This window comes from Celeribacter halophilus, assembly GCF_900114135.1.
GTDB classification, from domain to species: domain Bacteria; phylum Pseudomonadota; class Alphaproteobacteria; order Rhodobacterales; family Rhodobacteraceae; genus Celeribacter; species Celeribacter halophilus.
Genome location: NZ_FORY01000002.1, coordinates 301,380 through 317,739, shown reverse-complemented (window position 1 = coordinate 317,739; position 16,360 = coordinate 301,380). Strand labels below are relative to the sequence as shown.

The 16,360-nt window shown below is 58.6% G+C and carries 15 protein-coding genes; 6 read left to right on the top strand and 9 right to left on the bottom strand.

The window, feature by feature from the left end; genetic code table 11:
- Together acs and BM152_RS03155 are read left to right on the top strand one after the other, a co-directional pair.
- Window positions 1–1,616 (top strand): acetate--CoA ligase (gene acs / locus BM152_RS03160; protein WP_074913940.1); only part of this gene is annotated, 1,616 nt, incomplete at its 5' end.
- Window positions 1,617–2,086: 470 nt separating this feature from the next.
- On the top strand, window positions 2,087–2,713 hold the full coding sequence (locus tag BM152_RS03155) for a PRC-barrel domain-containing protein (RefSeq protein ID WP_066606447.1): 627 nt from the start codon (window positions 2,087–2,089) through the stop codon (window positions 2,711–2,713).
- An 85-nt stretch (window positions 2,714–2,798) separates the two neighbouring features.
- On the opposite strand, the gene BM152_RS03150 is transcribed toward BM152_RS03155, so the two are convergent.
- The 7 genes from BM152_RS03150 to BM152_RS03120 form a co-directional block, all read right to left on the bottom strand.
- On the bottom strand, window positions 2,799–3,782 hold the full coding sequence (locus tag BM152_RS03150) for an ABC transporter substrate-binding protein (RefSeq protein ID WP_066606445.1): 984 nt from the start codon (window positions 3,780–3,782) through the stop codon (window positions 2,799–2,801).
- Window positions 3,783–3,847: 65 nt separating this feature from the next.
- Window positions 3,848–4,624, bottom strand: a complete 777-nt coding sequence (locus tag BM152_RS03145; protein WP_066606442.1) for an ABC transporter permease — start codon at window positions 4,622–4,624, stop codon at window positions 3,848–3,850.
- Entirely contained in the window at window positions 4,621–5,490 is an 870-nt protein-coding gene (locus BM152_RS03140) for an ABC transporter permease (RefSeq protein ID WP_066606438.1), read from the bottom strand. Before BM152_RS03140 ends, BM152_RS03145 begins: the two co-directional genes overlap by 4 nt.
- A complete protein-coding gene (locus BM152_RS03135) occupies window positions 5,487–5,927 on the bottom strand; it encodes a GNAT family N-acetyltransferase (protein WP_066606436.1) in 441 nt (146 codons plus the stop codon). Before BM152_RS03135 ends, BM152_RS03140 begins: the two co-directional genes overlap by 4 nt.
- A 106-nt stretch (window positions 5,928–6,033) precedes the next feature.
- Window positions 6,034–6,810, bottom strand: coding sequence for an ABC transporter ATP-binding protein (locus BM152_RS03130; RefSeq protein ID WP_066606432.1), 777 nt, complete (start codon window positions 6,808–6,810; stop codon window positions 6,034–6,036).
- Between the two features lie 92 nt (window positions 6,811–6,902).
- The gene (gene hydA, locus BM152_RS03125; protein ID WP_066606430.1) at window positions 6,903–8,357 is read right to left on the bottom strand and encodes a dihydropyrimidinase; all 1,455 of its coding nucleotides are present in this window, start codon (window positions 8,355–8,357) and stop codon (window positions 6,903–6,905) included.
- A gap of 73 nt (window positions 8,358–8,430) precedes the next feature.
- A complete protein-coding gene (locus BM152_RS03120; RefSeq protein ID WP_066606418.1) occupies window positions 8,431–9,687 on the bottom strand; it encodes a Zn-dependent hydrolase in 1,257 nt (418 codons plus the stop codon).
- Window positions 9,688–10,034: 347 nt separating this feature from the next.
- On the opposite strand from BM152_RS03120, the gene BM152_RS03115 reads away from it, so the two are divergent.
- Window positions 10,035–10,676: a TetR family transcriptional regulator C-terminal domain-containing protein gene (locus tag BM152_RS03115; protein WP_066606417.1), complete on the top strand. Its 642-nt coding sequence runs from the start codon at window positions 10,035–10,037 to the stop codon at window positions 10,674–10,676.
- 95 nt (window positions 10,677–10,771) lie between these two features.
- Window positions 10,772–11,380 carry a hypothetical protein gene (locus tag BM152_RS03110; RefSeq protein WP_066606415.1) on the top strand — a complete coding sequence of 203 codons (609 nt, stop codon included), beginning with the start codon at window positions 10,772–10,774 and terminating at the stop codon, window positions 11,378–11,380.
- 138 nt (window positions 11,381–11,518) lie between these two features.
- On the opposite strand, the gene preA is transcribed toward BM152_RS03110, so the two are convergent.
- Window positions 11,519–12,817, bottom strand: a complete 1,299-nt coding sequence (gene preA, locus BM152_RS03105; protein ID WP_066606412.1) for an NAD-dependent dihydropyrimidine dehydrogenase subunit PreA — start codon at window positions 12,815–12,817, stop codon at window positions 11,519–11,521.
- 3 nt (window positions 12,818–12,820) lie between these two features.
- Window positions 12,821–14,158: an NAD(P)-dependent oxidoreductase gene (locus tag BM152_RS03100; RefSeq protein WP_066606409.1), complete on the bottom strand. Its 1,338-nt coding sequence runs from the start codon at window positions 14,156–14,158 to the stop codon at window positions 12,821–12,823.
- Window positions 14,159–14,474: 316 nt separating this feature from the next.
- Between BM152_RS03100 and accB the strand changes: the two genes are divergently transcribed.
- Window positions 14,475–14,963 (top strand): acetyl-CoA carboxylase biotin carboxyl carrier protein, encoded by a 489-nt coding sequence (gene accB / locus BM152_RS03095; protein WP_066606407.1) that lies wholly within the window; start codon window positions 14,475–14,477, stop codon window positions 14,961–14,963.
- Window positions 14,964–14,973: 10 nt separating this feature from the next.
- A complete protein-coding gene (gene accC / locus BM152_RS03090; protein WP_066606404.1) occupies window positions 14,974–16,320 on the top strand; it encodes an acetyl-CoA carboxylase biotin carboxylase subunit in 1,347 nt (448 codons plus the stop codon).
- Window positions 16,321–16,360 lie beyond the last annotated feature (40 nt).

Here is a 16,360-nt window from a genome sequence, read left to right as displayed (position 1 = left end):
TGTCCGACAAGGTGAACCGCATGGCCAATGTGCTCTTGAGCCAAGGCGTCATGCGCGGGGATCGTGTGGTCATCTATATGCCGATGATTCCCGAAGCCGCCTATGCCATGCTGGCCTGTGCGCGGATCGGTGCAATCCACTCCATTGTCTTTGCAGGGTTTTCCCCCGATGCGCTTGCCAACCGCATCAATGACTGCGGCGCGAAGCTTGTCATCACCGCCGACACCGCCCCGCGTGGTGGTCGCCGCACGCCGCTCAAGGCCAATACAGACGCAGCACTCCTGCACTGTTCCGACAAGGTCCGCTGCCTCGTGGTCAAACACACCGGCGATCAGATCACATGGATCGACGGGCGCGATGTTGATGTCAAATACCTGATGGAACACGCCTCGCCCGACTGCCCGCCGCGTCCGATGAACGCCGAGGATCCGCTTTTCATCCTCTACACCTCCGGCTCGACAGGCAAACCCAAAGGCGTCGTGCACAGTTCCGGCGGCTATCTCGCCTATGCGGCTCTGACCCATAAATATGTCTTCGACTATCACGATGGCGATGTGTTCTGGTGCACTGCCGATGTCGGCTGGGTCACCGGTCACAGCTATATCGTCTACGGCCCGCTGGCCAATGGCGCCACCACGGTGATGTTCGAAGGCGTGCCCACCTACCCCGACGCGGGCCGGTTCTGGGCCGTTTGCGAAAAGCATAAGGTCAACCAGTTCTACACCGCCCCGACTGCGCTCCGATCGCTCATGGGGCAAGGTAATGAATGGGTCGAGAAATACGACCTGTCCTCGCTCAAATTGCTGGGCACGGTCGGCGAGCCGATCAACCCCGAGGCATGGAACTGGTATAACGAGGTGATCGGCAAGGGCAGATGCCCCATCGTCGACACATGGTGGCAGACGGAAACCGGTGGTCACCTTCTGACCCCGCTGCCCGGCGCGATCCCGACCAAACCGGGTTCTGCGACCAAGCCCTTCTTCGGCGTGCAACCTGTGCTGCTCGACGCCACCACCGGCGAGGAACTGCACGAAACCGCCACCGAAGGCGTGCTCTGTCTCAAGGACAGCTGGCCGGGACAGATGCGCAGCATCTGGGGCGATCATGAGCGCTTTCAGGAGACCTATTTCCAGCAATATAAAGGCTATTACTTCTCCGGCGACGGCTGCCGCCGCGACGAAGATGGCTATTACTGGATCACCGGTCGCGTGGACGATGTGATCAACGTCTCCGGTCACCGCATGGGCACGGCCGAAGTCGAAAGCGCACTGGTGGCCCACGCCAAGGTCGCCGAGGCCGCCGTGGTCGGGATGCCGCATGAACTCAAGGGTCAGGGCATCTACGCCTATGTCACGCTGATGAACGGCGTGGAGCCCACCGACGAGCTGCGCGCCGAGCTGGAGAAATGGGTCCGCACCGAGATCGGCCCGATCGCCAAGCCGGACTTCATCCAATGGGCACCGGGCCTGCCGAAAACCCGCTCCGGCAAAATCATGCGCCGCATCCTGCGCAAGATCGCCGAAAACGACACCGGCAGTCTGGGAGACACATCCACCCTCGCAGAACCTGCCGTCGTGGATGAGTTGATTGGTAATTCGCTCTATAACAGGGGCTGATGAACAAAGTCCGAACCTGACCGGTCCGATCAAAGAGAAACCGCCCTTCGGGGCGGTTTTTTTGAGTATTTTTGCCATCAGAAAGCCGGACCCCTCGATTTTGCCGCGACATTTACACCAAGCCTTAACCTCTCTACGGCATACAGCAGGTCGGGCACACAGCACCGCACGCTCGCGCCAGCGCGTTTGTTCTCATTGCCGGTCTTGCGAAAAGATGCCTGATGAAGGTCGGCCATATCGCCAGAACGCGCTGCAGGTTGGTGAAGGTCACGGAAGACGCACGGGCGGTAATTTCGTGACGAGATCAAAAGGGAGAATCGAATCTGAAACATTTCAGGAAAATTAATTGTTTTAAATCAAACAACTAAACGCACAAATTGAAACGTCTTCCGTATTTCTCGGAACAATACTCCGGCGGCGTTCATTGTCTCTTCATACATCATGCCAACGCATGAACGAAAGGAAAGACAATGAAAACGCTGACACAAAACCTGATGATTTCTGCCGCCGCTATGGCCCTCGCAACCACTCCGGCCCTTGCTGATATGACGAGTGAAAGTGATGCCACCGTAGAAGACAACGGGGCAGTGATCGAAAACGACACCACCATGACCACGCCGGAGACGGACGGTGCGATGGAGCAGACCGAAGGCGAAATGGAAGAGGTCTGGACCGACACCAAAGACACCGCCTCCGACATGGCGGACAGCACCGCCGAGGCCGCTGGCGAGGCTTGGGCCGCCACCAAGGACGGGGCGCAGAACGTGGTCGCAGCACTTGAGACCTTTGGCGATGAAACCGTCTCCGAGATCGTCGGCACGCAGGTTGTGACCGAGACCGGTGAGGACGTGGGCGAGATTGACGCTATTGTCTCGGCCGACGAGGGCATCATGGCGATTGTTGGCGTGGGCGGCTTTCTCGGCATTGCCGAACATGACGTGCTGATCGGCGTCGACCGCTTCACAATGGTGGATGAAAACAGCGTCATGATCGAAGGCGCAAGCGAGGAACAGCTCAAGTCCATGCCCGATGTGGACCAATCCGATTACACCGCCATCGAGGGCGATATGACCCTTGAACAAGTGATGGGCATGTAACCCGCCCTTCTCCATGTCTCCTCGCGGACATGCAAACCCCGCCCCGGCATTGCGTCCGGGGCGGGGCTTTTCACATCTGACGCGCTTATTTCAGCGCAGCGTCCGTGATGTCGAGAGTATAGGCCCCGACCGGCTCTTTGGTGATAACCGGATCGGACCCGCCGGAGAGCAAAGACGCCACCGTGCGTTCGTAATCCCCCACATCCAGCGCCCCTTCCGTGCCCTCGATCAGCTTGGCCACTTCGGTCATCATGCGCACCTGATGCGTCATCGTCTGCGCACCGGTCTCGTCATATTCGAGCACAATCTCGGCGGCCTCTTCCGGATGTTCCGCCGCATATTTCCAGCCCTCCATAGAGGCCTTCACGAAACGCGCCATCTTGTCTTTGAACGCCTCATCCGTCAGGCTTTCTTCGAGCACATAAAGACCGTCTTCGAGCGTGGCCACGCCCTGATCCTCATATTTGAAGGTCACAAGATCCTCCGGAGAAATCCCCGCGTCAATCACCTGCCAATATTCGTTATAGGTCATGGTGGAGATACAGGCCGCCTGCTTTTGCAGCAGCGGATCGACATTGAAACCCTGTTTGAGAACCGTCACGCCGCCTTCGGAACCGTCGGTCGGGATGCCCAGTTTGCCCATCCACGACAGGAACGGATATTCGTTGCCATAGAACCAGACGCCAAGCGTCTTGTTCGGGAAATCATCCGGCCCCGTGATGCCGCTCTCTTTCAGACAGGTCAGCATCATGCCCGATTTCTTGAACGGCTGCGCGATGTTCACCACCGGCGCACCGTTTTCACGCGCGGCCAGAGCCGAGGGCATCCAGTCCACCATGACATCGGCACCGCCGCCCAGAAGCACCTGCACAGGTGCCACATCCGGACCGCCCGGCTTGATCGTCACATCAAGATCGGCCTCTTCATAATAGCCTTTTTCCAGCGCCACATAATAGCCTCCGAACTGGGCCTGTGTGACCCATTTGAGCTGCAAAGTCACCTCGTCGGCAGCAAAGGCTCCTGTGGTCATGGCGGCCAGAGCAGCCGCGCTCGTCAGTAGCTTTTTCATATTAAATACAACCTCCAAGTTGTTTAAATGGCCGGATTTTTCCCCGTGCCTTTTTATGACGGACCTTACGATCCGCGTTGTGAGGGGTGCCAGAAGGTCACCCGCTTTTCGATGCCCGCGACCAGCCCGTAAAGCGCTGTGCCGGTCACGGCGGACACCACAATTTCAGCCCAAACCATGTCGGTTGCCAAGCGTCCCATCTCTGTGGTGATGCGAAATCCCATGCCACGGATCGGAGAGCCGAAATATTCAGCAACAATAGCCCCGATCAACGCCAGAGATGTTGCAATTTTAAGACCGTTGAACACAAAGGGCAGCGCCGCAGGTCCGCGCAATTTGCGCAGGGTCTGCACATGGCTCGCCCCGTAGGTGCGCATCAGGTCGCGCTGCATCGGGTCAACCGCGGCCAGACCGCCCAGAATATTCACCAGCATCGGGAAGAACACCATCACGGCGACCACGGCGGCTTTCGACTGCCAGTCAAAGCCGAACCACATCACCATGATCGGCGCGAGTCCCACGATTGGCAGCGCAGCAAAGAAATTCGCCACCGGCATCAAGCCACGCTTCAGAAAATCGAAACGGTCAATCACCAGCGCCACCACAAGCGCTGCCAGACTGCCCATCCAGAGCCCGTTGAGCGCGCCTTTCACCACGGTCTGCACCCAGTCTTCCCACAGGATCGGCAGCGAGCCCGCCATCGCGGCAAGGATCGCACTCGGCGCCGGCAGGATCGCCGGAGAGATGCCAAACACCCGCACCCCGATTTCCCACAGAACCAGAACCAGAAGGCCGAATCCCACGGGCCATGCGAGTTTTTCAAATGTGCTGTCCGTTTTCATACCGCACGCCCTCCCATCATATATCGCGCCAGTTTCTCGAACCCGCCGACGAGGAAAATCAGGATCGCCGCAAGGATCGCGGCGGCAAAGAGCGCCGCCCACATGATCATCGGCTCCCCGAATTGCGAGCCGATCAGCATCCGCGCCCCCAGCCCTGCAATCGCAGAGGTGGAGAGTTCCGCGACCACAGCGCCGACAAAGGCGGCGGCGACGGAGACTTTCAGCGAGGCAAAGAAATAAGGCATCGAGGACGGCAGGCGCAGTTTCCAGAACACGTCGCGCTGGCTGGCCCCATAGGTTTTCAACAGATCAAGCTGCATCTGGTCGGGGCTGGACAGGCCTTTGACCATTGAAACCAGCACCGGATAAAAGCTCAGATAGGCGGCGATGATCGCCTTGGGCACCATGAGCGTGCCCGTGCCCGCCGCATTGGAGAGCACCACGATGATCGGCGCGAGCGCAACAATCGGGATGGTTTGCGAAATGATCGCCCAAGGCATCAGCGTCAGCCGCCCCACGCGGCTCAACACGATCACCGTGGCCAGCGCGATCCCGATCACGATCCCGAAGCCAAAACCGAGAAGCGTTGTTTTCAGCGTGATCGAGCCTTGGTAGATCATCGAGCGTTTCGAGGTGATCTTTTTCTCCACCGTGGTCTTCCACAGTTCGGTCGCGATCTGGTGCGGCGCGGGCAAAAGCGGGCGCGTTTGCGACATGGTGTCTGTGACCAGTTCGGAAAAGCTGACCTCGGTGCCTGCACGTTCGGCCTGATCGAAGGTCCAAGTGCTGTTCATCTTCACCGCCGCCGCATACCAGATCACGATCAGCACGGCGAGGACGGTGAGAACGGGAACGATCTTGTTCATGCGGCCCACTCCATCCGGTATTGCGCGGGGGTTCCTTCGGCGTCGGGGCCAATCTCGCCCATAACCTTGAAGCCTTCGCGTTCATAAAATCGATGTGCGCGTGTGTTCGGCTGATGAGTTTGCAGCCAGAGAAACCTGCGCCCTTGTTTGGCCAGATCGATCAGCGCCTTGCCGTGACCCTGCCCCGTTGCCGTCAGGTAGATCGCGCCAATTTTGTCCGTGTCCGGATCCACCGACATATAGCCCACGATGGTCTCCGATGGCGTCTCCGAGACCACATGGATGTCGCGCAGGTCAAAGACCTCATCCATCGCCGTCTCGATCATATCCGTGGTCGGGCCTTCCGGCATCCACGGCATGTCCTTTTCCCACCCCACAACGATTGCCGCCATGTCGGGAATGTCGTCGCGCGTGGCTTTTCTGATCCGTGTTGTCATGCGCGCCCCCTTCCGAAACGGCCTCGCGACTGTGCGCAGGCTTGCCCGACAGATGTCCGACAAAAGTCCGACGCTTTTCCGACCGTGATTTTTCCCGAAAATTCGCTCATAGGTCATGCCCCGCCCGCAGCCCGTCCCGCACCCGATGCGCGATCTCGATGAACTCCGGCGTGTCGCGGATTTCCAGCGGGCGCTCTTTCGGTAACGGTGAGTCGATGACGTCCGTGATCCGTCCGGGACGCGGGCTCATCACCACGATTTTGGTCGAGAGATAGACCGCCTCGGGGATCGAGTGGGTCACAAATCCGATGGTCTTGTTGGTCGCCGCCCAGAGCCGCAGAACCTCTTCGTTCAGCTTGTCGCGCACGATCTCGTCCAAAGCGCCAAAGGGTTCATCCATAAGGAGAATTTCGGCATCAAAGGCCAAAGCGCGAGCAATAGATGCCCGCTGCTGCATGCCACCTGACAACTGCCACGGATATTTCTTGCCAAACCCTTTGAGATCAACGAGTTCGAGCACTTTCTCGACCCGTTTTTCCTGATCCGCTTTCGGAAATTCCATGATCTCCAGAGGCAGTTTGATATTGCCCGCAATCGTGCGCCACGGGTAAAGCCCCGCCGCCTGAAACACATAGCCGTAAGCCCGTGATTTGCGCGCTTCTTCGGGGCTGATCCCGTTGACGGTCAACTTGCCGCCGGTCGGGGTCTCAAGCCCCGCAATACAGCGCAGAAACGTGGTTTTCCCGCAGCCCGAAGGCCCGATGAAGGAGACGAAATCCCCCTTGTTGATCTGGAGATTTACATCTTTGAGCGCATGGACGGGACCGTCACCCGTCTGGAACGTCAGGTCCACCGCCTGCGCGTCGATCACTGGCTTTTTCATTGGCTATGTCTTTGTTTTTGCCGCGTCTTCGCGGTCTGTCCCTGTTGGCAGGCGGGCCGTTTTCCGGCCCTGCCCGATCTCTTCGTGACGCCTCAGACGCCGGTCGCGGGAATACCCGTGCGCACCACCGGTTGCGGCGTGGTCAGCTCTTTCCACTTGGACAGCGCCTTGTTCACCGTCGCATTCGGATCGCGGGCCACAAATTCGCCGTGACCTTCCTTGGCCTTCAACTCGCCCTTATCCACGGCGACATAGCCCCGTGTGAGAACGTAACGCGGCAGCGCCGTAACCTCGATCCCTTCAAAGACGTTATAGTCGATCGCAGAGGCCTGTGTATCGGCCGAAATGGTTTTGCCCATCGACGGGTCCATCACCACCAGATCGGCATCCGAACCCACCAGAACCGCACCTTTTTTCGGGTAACAATTCAATATCTTGGCGATATTTGTTGAGGTAACAGCGACGAATTCGTTCATCGTGATCCGCCCTGTTTCCACACCTTTGGTCCAGAGCACCGGCAACCGGTCTTCAAGCCCGCCTGTGCCGTTCGGGATTTTCGAGAAATCACCAAGGCCAAAGCGTTTCTGCTCGGTCGTAAACGCACAGTGATCGGTCGCCACACAGGAAAGCGTTCCCGACGCCAGACCGGCCCAGAGGCTGTCCTGGTGCTTCTTGTTACGGAACGGCGGCGACATCACCCGCCGCGCGGCATGATCCCAGTCCTCGTTGAAATATTCGCTTTCATCCAGAACGAGATGCTGGATCAAAGGCTCGCCCCAAACCCGCTTGCCGTTCATTTTAGCTCGGCGGATCGCTTCGTGGCTTTCCTCGCAAGAGGTATGCACCACATAAAGCGGCGCGCCCGCCATATCGGCCAACATGATCGCACGGTTGGTGGCCTCGCCCTCGACCTGTGTCGGGCGGGAATAGGCATGGGCCTCTGGACCGGTATTGCCCTCGGCCAGAAGCTGCGCCGTCAACTCTGCAATCACATCGCCGTTCTCGGCATGAACCAGAGGCGTCGCGCCAAGTTCCGCACAGCGTTTGAACGAGGCATAAAGCTCGTCATCATTGACCATCAACGCGCCTTTATAGGCAAGGAAGTGCTTGAAAGTATTGATGCCCTTCTCTTCCGTGATGATCTTCATCTCGTCAAAGACCTGCTCGCCCCACCATGTGATGGCCATGTGGTAAGAGTAGTCGCAGGCGGCCTGACTGGATTTGTTGTCCCAGACCTTGAGCGCATCCAACAGGCTTTCACCGGGGCTAGGCAGGGCAAAATCAATCACCATCGTCGTGCCCCCCGCCAAAGCCGCGCGAGTGCCGGAGGCGAAATCATCGGCGGAGAACGTCCCCATAAACGGCATCTCCAAATGCGTATGCGGGTCGATCCCGCCGGGCATCACAAAACAGCCCTCCGCATCCAGAATTTCGTCGCCGCTCAGGTCCGGCCCGATCTCAACGATCACCCCGTCCTCGATTTTCACATCGGCTTTATAGGTCAGATCGGCTGTGACGACCGTGCCGCCCTTGATCACCTTGCTCATATCTATCTCCTTGTTGGCAAAAAGCGGCGCGCCTTGTTTCCGGCGCGCTCCGGCTTTCTGATGGCTCAAATACTCATTCGACGATTTCGGCGGTTTCCAGCACCGCATGCATCAGCACATCCGTGCCCGCAGCGGCCCACTCCGGCGTGATATCTTCGGCCTCGTTGTGGCTCAGGCCATCGACACAGGGGCACATGATCATCGTCGTTGGCGCCACAGCTGCGGCCCAACAGGCGTCATGTCCTGCGCCCGATACGATATCCATATGGGAATACCCCAGTTTTTCCGCCGCATTGCGCACGTTCGACACAAGTTCAGGAGTGAAGGTCACCGGATCGAAATGGCCGACAGGTTCCACCGAACAGCCCACGCCGATCTCGTCACAAATCGCAGCGGCGCGTTCTTCGATCTGGCTGCGCATAGAGGTCAGTTTCTCGATGCTCGGTGTGCGGATATCGACCGTGAACACCACCGTGCCGGGCAAAACGTTGCGCGAGTTCGGGTTGAATTGCATCTGACCGACACCGCCCACGGCGTTCGGCTGGTGGTCCATTGCAACTTCCTGCACCATCTCCAGAATTCGTGCCATTGCCAGTCCGGCGTTGGTCCGCATCGCCATCGGCGTCGAGCCGGTGTGCGCCTCCTTGCCGGTGAGCGTAAATTCCAGCCACCAAAGCCCCTGACAATGGGTCACAACACCGATGTCTTTGCCTTCGGCTTCCAGAATCGGCCCCTGCTCGATGTGCAGCTCGTAATAGGCATGCATCTTACGCGCCCCGACCTCTTCATTACCTTTCCAGCCAATGCGCTCAAGCTCTTCGCCATAGGTCTTGCCCTCAAGATCGGTGCGGGCATAGGCGTAATCCATCGTGTGTTTGCCAGCAAAAACCCCCGAGGCCAGCATGGCCGGTGCAAAACGTGCGCCTTCCTCGTTGGCCCAGTTGGTCACTACAATCGGGTGTTTCGTCTTGATGCCCAGATCATTCATGGTCCGCACCGCCTCAAGTGCCCCCAGAACACCCAGAACCCCGTCATATTTCCCGCCAGTGGGCTGGGTGTCGAGGTGCGAGCCGACATAGACCGGCAAAGCCTCCGGATCGGTGCCTTCGCGGGTCATGAACATCGTGCCCATCGCATCGACCCCCATGGTCATCCCCGCCTCTTCACACCATTTCTGGAACAGCTTGCGGCCCTCGGCATCTTCATCGGTCAGCGTCTGGCGGTTACAGCCTCCGGCCACCCCGGGTCCGACCTTTGCCATCTCCATGAGACTGTCCCAAAGACGTTCCGAATTGATTTTGAGGTTCTCACCTGCGGCTGCGCTGGCCATGGGGTTTCCTTTCCATAAATCTGTCGCTCCAAACGGATCACCCTTGATCGGCACTGCGGGCACATCGCCCCTGTCGCACCGAGATTGCAGATCACCGCCAAAACCGTTCAAGTGTCCATGTCATACGACAGACCTCTTTGCTCCGGATGTGGTGAAGCTCTATCTCCCTCAAGGTTTGACCATTTGGTCAAGGGAACCCTAACAGCAACTCGCGAAGACACAAAACAATGCGAGTGCCTAAAACCCATGCAAACTTGCACCACGAACGGTTTTAAGGCAATTCGCGCTTCGGTTTGACGTTTTTTTTAGCAAGTATGAGCCTAGAGGCGACAGAAAGCAGGATCAGAATGGGAATCAATCGCGACACGCCGGGCCGAAAACCCCGCACAAGAATCCAGAAAAAGAACACAGAAGCCATTCTGGATGCCGCTCTCGATGTCTTTTCCCAATACGGGTTTCGCGGCTCAACACTGGACCAGATCGCTAAAGCCGCGGGGCTATCAAAGCCGAACCTTCTTTATTATTTCCCCTCGAAAGTCGCGATCCACCGCGCCTTGATCGACGAGTTGATGCAAAACTGGCTTGATCCGTTGCGCAAAATGCAGGCAGACGGCGAGCCGGTTGAAGAGATCCTTGCCTATGTTTTACGCAAACTTGAAATGGCCCGCGAATTTCCGCGCGAGAGCCGATTGTTTGCCAACGAGATCGTGCAGGGCGCCCCCAATATCATGGACAAGATCGAGGGGGAGCTGAAAACACTGGTCGAGGAAAAGGCCGCCGTGATCAACGGCTGGATCGCCTCAGGTGCGCTGGCCCCAGTCGATCCCTATCACCTGATTTTCTCGATCTGGTCGACCACCCAGCACTATGCAGATTTCGATGTGCAGGTCCGCGGTATTCTGAAGCCCGAAGGGGACGCCCATTTCAAAGATGCCGAAGCCTATCTCGACACGCTGTTCCGGCGGATGCTCACGCCGCCTGCGGGTTAACCAAGAGTCAAAATAGTTGGGGATGTTAACCCCTGAAAAACCGTAATCTTTTATAAAGATTCGTGGTGGGGGCTCCTGAGAAAAGGAGCTTGAGCATGACCAATGTGACGGGCGTGCCGGCTTTCGGAGGAGGTGGATTTGCATTCCGGCAGCCACCTGATCCGCCAAAGCCGGACGTTCCGAAAATCGCGGAAACCGCGTTGAACGGAACGGCAACATATACCAAGGGGAACGAGCTTCCCGGCCAGAACGGCGATATTCTAACCTATCCAAGAGAGAGTGACGCCGAGGCCGATACTGCCGCAGTTCCGACATATGTCACGGAATACCCCTTGGCTGCGCAGAACGCCTTGCCCGAAGATGTGCTGGTCGGGCCGACACCGGCATTTCAGGCCTCTGTTCTTGAGGTCAGGATGGATCTGCGCAACGCCATCGCCGAACATGCCGCAAAACGCACGCAATCGGAGGACGAGGCCGCCATTGCGCCTTCGGCTCATGCGCAGAGCGACGAAATGTCGGACATAATATCGGATAGAGTGCCTCTTGAGGACGGGAACGAAGCGACAGCAGACGCACACGCAGAACAACAGGCCGTTGAACAGACATTGTCTCTGAGTGCCGCGCCCGCTGAGGCGATAGATCCAGAAAGCCGCTATGCCGGACCGGCAGCGGTGCAGCCGGCACCTTTCGACGGCGGTTCATAGGCCCGCCTTTGGTGCCGCGTCTCACATCACAAAAAGAAACCCCCGCGACATCACGGGGGTTTACTCTTTTGCATTACTTGCGCCTGCAAGATGAAAGCCAGCACCGGAGGAAAGCACCATCACCTGCGGCGCGCCGGATCACTCCGCCGAACAAGCCGCCACATTGTTGGGATGCGTTGTCCAGTTGGCATAGTCACCAACCGTCTCTCCGGTGCGCGGGTCCACCTCACCCTTTTCAAGCGTTTTCATGGTGATGCAGCCTTCAATCGGGCAGACATTCACACAGAGGTTGCAGGCCACACATTCCTCATCCTTGACAGTAAATGTCCGGTCCGCCGACATTTCAATCGCTTGGTGCGACGTGTCCTCACAAGCCGCATAACAGCGCCCGCACTTGATGCAGTCGTCCTGACTGATCTCCGCCTTGGTGACATGGTTGAGGTTGAGATATTGCCAATCCGTCACATTCGGCGTGGCTTTCCCGACCAGTTCGGAAAGCGCCATGTCCTTTTCATCAAGGTATTGGCTCAGGCCGGAAATCATCTCCTGCACGATTTTGAACCCGTAAGTCATTGCCGCCGTGCAGACCTGCACATTACCCGCGCCCAAAGCCATAAACTCCGCCGCGTCGCGCCATGTGGTCACGCCGCCGATGCCGGAAATCGGCAGGTTTGCGGTTTCGGGATTGCGCGCGATCTCGGCCACCATGTTCATGGCAATCGGCTTGACCGCCGGACCGCAATAGCCGCCATGCGTGCCTTTGCCGTCAATCATCGGCTCGGGCGCAAACAAATCAAGGTTCACAGTGGCAATCGAATTGATCGTGTTGATCAGAGACACCGCATCCGCCCCACCGCGCAGAGCCGCCTCGGCGGGGGCGAGAATATTGGTGATGTTCGGCGTCAGCTTGACGATCACCGGCAGGTCCGTAGCCTCTTTACACCAGCGCGTTACCATTTCGATATACTCAGGCACCTGCCCGACGGCTGCGCCCATGCCGCGCTCGGCCATCCCGTGCGGACAGCCGAAGTTCAACTCGAACCCGTCGCAACCGGTTTCGGCAATGCGTGGAATGATGCTCTTCCAGCTTTCCGCATCACAAGGCACCATCACGGAGGCAATCAGCGCCCGATCAGGATAGTCCTTCTTGACCCGCGTCATCTCTTCGAGATTCACCTCCAAGGGACGGTCGGTGATCAATTCGATATTGTTCAGCCCAAGCAAGCGCCGGTCCGCGCCATAGATCGCGCCGTAACGCGGGCCGTTGACGTTGACGACCGGCGGGCCTTCCTCGCCCAGCGTTTTCCAGACCACACCGCCCCATCCGGCCTCGAAGGCGCGGCGGACGTTGTATTCCTTATCAGTTGGCGGCGCAGAGGCCAGCCAGAACGGGTTGGGGCTTTTGATGCCGCAAAAAGTGCTCGTCAGATCGGCCATGGCTCAGCCCTCCATCAGCTTGGCGTGGATGTCTTCGGCGGCGTCGCGACCCTCGGCCACAGCCGTCACGGTCAGGTCTTCGCCCCCGGTGGCACAATCGCCACCGGCCCAGATGCCTGACACGGAGGTCCGTCCCACAGCATCCACAGCAATCTTGCCGCCAGTGATTTCGACTTCGTCCGGCACACCATCGAGCGTCTGACCAATGGCCTTGAACACCTGATCCGCAGGCAGGCGGAAGGTCTCTCCCGTGCCTTTGAGCGTGCCGCCATCCTCGGCGGTATATTCGAATTCCACCTCGGTCACGGATCCGTTGCCGTAAACCGCCACAGGAGCGGCATTGTAGAAAATCTGCACCCCTTTGGACGCGGCGAGATCCTGTTCGTATTCGGAGGCCGACATCCGCGCGCGGCCACGACGGTAGACCATAGAGACGTTTTGTGCGCCCAGAAGCTTGGCCTGCACTGCCGCATCAACGGCGGTCATCCCGCCACCGATTACCACGACATTGCGCCCAACCGGCAGTTTCGAAAGGTCCTCGGCCTGACGCAATTCTGAGATGAAATCGACAGCATCAAGAACGCCGCCCTTGTCCTCGCCCTCGGCGCGTAGGGCATTCACCCCCGCAAGACCGATGGCAAGGAACACCGCGTCATATTCGGACTTGAGCCCTTCAAGCGAGAGTTCCGCGCCAAGTTTTTTGCCATTCACAACGGTGATCCCGCCGATCTGCATCAGCCAGTCCACCTCTTTTTGGGCAAACCCGTCTGGCGCCTTGTAAGAGGCGATGCCATATTCGTTCAGACCGCCGGATTTCGGACGCGCGTCAAACATCACCACATCGTGACCATACATGGCCAAGCGATGCGCCGCCGAAAGACCCGCCGGACCGGCTCCGACCACAGCGACGGTCTTTCCGGTCGGCTCTGCGCGAGTAAAGGGATGCTCCCCCTTCTCCATCAGAATATCGGTCGCATAGCGTTGCAAACGGCCGATCTCAACCGGCTTGCCTTCCGCCACCTCACGCACACAGACCTCTTCGCAGAGCGTCTCCGTCGGACAGACGCGGGCACACATGCCGCCCAGAATGTTCTGCTCCAGAATGGTCTTTGCAGCGGCCTCCGGTGTGCCTGTCATGATCTGCCGGATAAACAATGGCACATCAATCGAGGTCGGACAGGCCGTCATACAGGGCGCGTCGTGACAAAAGTAACACCGATCCGCAGCCACCAGTGCCTCGTGTTCATCGAGCACCGGATGCAGATCGGAAAACTGCGCCGCATAGCTTTCCTCGGGCAGGCGACCGGCTGTAATGCCGGGCGTCAGCGGGGTGTTGGACATCGGCTTGCTCCCTATTGGCTTGCTTTTCTTGTGACTCGAAGGTGGCAGGCTTCATTTTTTTATCAAGCGGTAAAATTTAAGACATGGTCATTTTCAGTCTTTTGCGCCCCCTCAAGCCAAATAATCATGCGCAAACGCCCAAAACATGGGCAGAGTTTACGTCATTCTCCGGCAAGGCCGGCCGGATAGCGGGTTTTCACGCAACGTCACAACCCCTATATACGGAGATCAGAAGATCAATCAGCCTGGGCTCAAACGGCATGTCCAAACGGGCATCGCCAGAGAACCGGGCGGCCATAAAAACCGAGTTGAACATATGACAAAGCAAAACGACGCCGACGTGGCCTTCATTCAGGCATTGGCCGAACTCCTCAGCGCCAACGAGCTCACCGAACTCGAAGTCATGCGCGAATACGGCGACAATGACAGCCTCAACGTCCGCGTAAGCCGCGCCGCGCCGCAGGTTGTTCAGACCGTTGCAGCCCCCGCACCGGCCCCCGTGGCCGCCGCTCCTGCCGCCGCCGCTCCGGCCGCAGCCCCCGCCGCAGATGCAGGCGATCCGGCCAACGATCCGAACGCCGTGCCCTCGCCGATGGTTGGCACCGCCTACCTCGCCGCAGAACCGGGTGCTGCGCCTTTCGTCAAAGTGGGTGACAAGGTCTCCGAAGGCCAGACGGTCCTGATCGTCGAAGCGATGAAGACTATGAACCATATCCCCGCACCGAAATCCGGCACGGTCAAACGCGTTCTTGTTGAAGACGGCACACCGGTCGAATTCGGCGCTCCTCTGATGATCATCGAATAAGGGGCTCCCGATGTTCGATAAAATCCTCATCGCCAACCGTGGCGAGATTGCCCTTCGGGTGATCCGTGCCTGTCGCGAGATGGGCATCCAGTCGGTGGCCGTTCATTCGGAGGCCGACGCAGACGCCATGCATGTGCGCATGGCGGACGAAGCGGTCTGTATCGGCCCGAATTCTTCGGCACAGTCCTATCTGAACTTCCCCGCGATCATTGCCGCCTGTGAGATCACCGGCGCGCAGGCGATCCATCCGGGGTATGGCTTTCTTTCGGAGAACGCGGCCTTTGTGCAGATCGTCGAAGATCACGATCTGACCTTTATCGGCCCCTCCGCCGAACATATCCGCCAGATGGGCGACAAGATCACCGCAAAAGAGACCGCCGAAAAACTCGGCATCCCTGTGGTGCCCGGCTCCAAAGGCGGTGTGCCCGATGTGGCAGCGGCCAAGAAAGCCGCAGCCGACATGGGTTATCCGGTCATCATCAAAGCCACAGCTGGCGGCGGCGGCCGAGGCATGAAAGTGGCCTTGAACGAAGAAGAACTCGAAGTTGCCTTCCGCACCGCGCGTTCCGAATCCAAAGCCGCCTTTGGCAATGACGAGGTCTATATGGAGAAATATCTCCAGAAACCGCGTCACATTGAAGTTCAGGTCTTTGGCGACGGACAGGGCGGCGGGGTCCACTTGGGCGAACGCGACTGTTCGCTTCAGCGGCGCCACCAGAAAGTATTCGAAGAAGCCCCCGGCCCCTCGATCTCTCCCGAAGAACGCGCCCATATCGGCGGCATCTGCGCCAAAGCCATCGGAGAGATGGGCTATCGCGGCGCGGGCACGATCGAGTTTCTCTATGAGGATGGCGAGTTCTATTTCATCGAGATGAACACCCGGCTTCAGGTCGAACATCCGGTGACAGAGGCGATCTTCCGCCAAGACCTCGTGCGCGAGCAGATTCGCGTCGCGGCAGGCGAGAAACTGTCCTTCACACAGGATGATCTGCTGCTCGACGGTCATGCCATCGAAGTACGGATCAACGCCGAGAAACTGCCGAACTTCACACCCTGCCCCGGCAAGATCACGCAATACCATGCGCCGGGCGGTCTGGGTGTGCGGATGGATTCCGCGCTCTATGACGGCTACACGATCCCGCCCTATTACGACAGTTTGATCGGCAAGCTGATCGTCCACGGGCGCGACCGTCCCGAAGCCCTCGCGCGTCTCAACCGTGCTCTGGGCGAGTTGATCGTGGACGGGGTCGACACGACGATCCCGCTGTTCCACGCGCTATTGCAGGAAGAGGATGTGCTCACGGGTAATTACAACATCCACTGGCTGGAGAAATGGCTCGAGACCCATCTCGGCTGAAATTCCGCACACAAGAGATTTTGAAAGGCCGCGTCGCAAG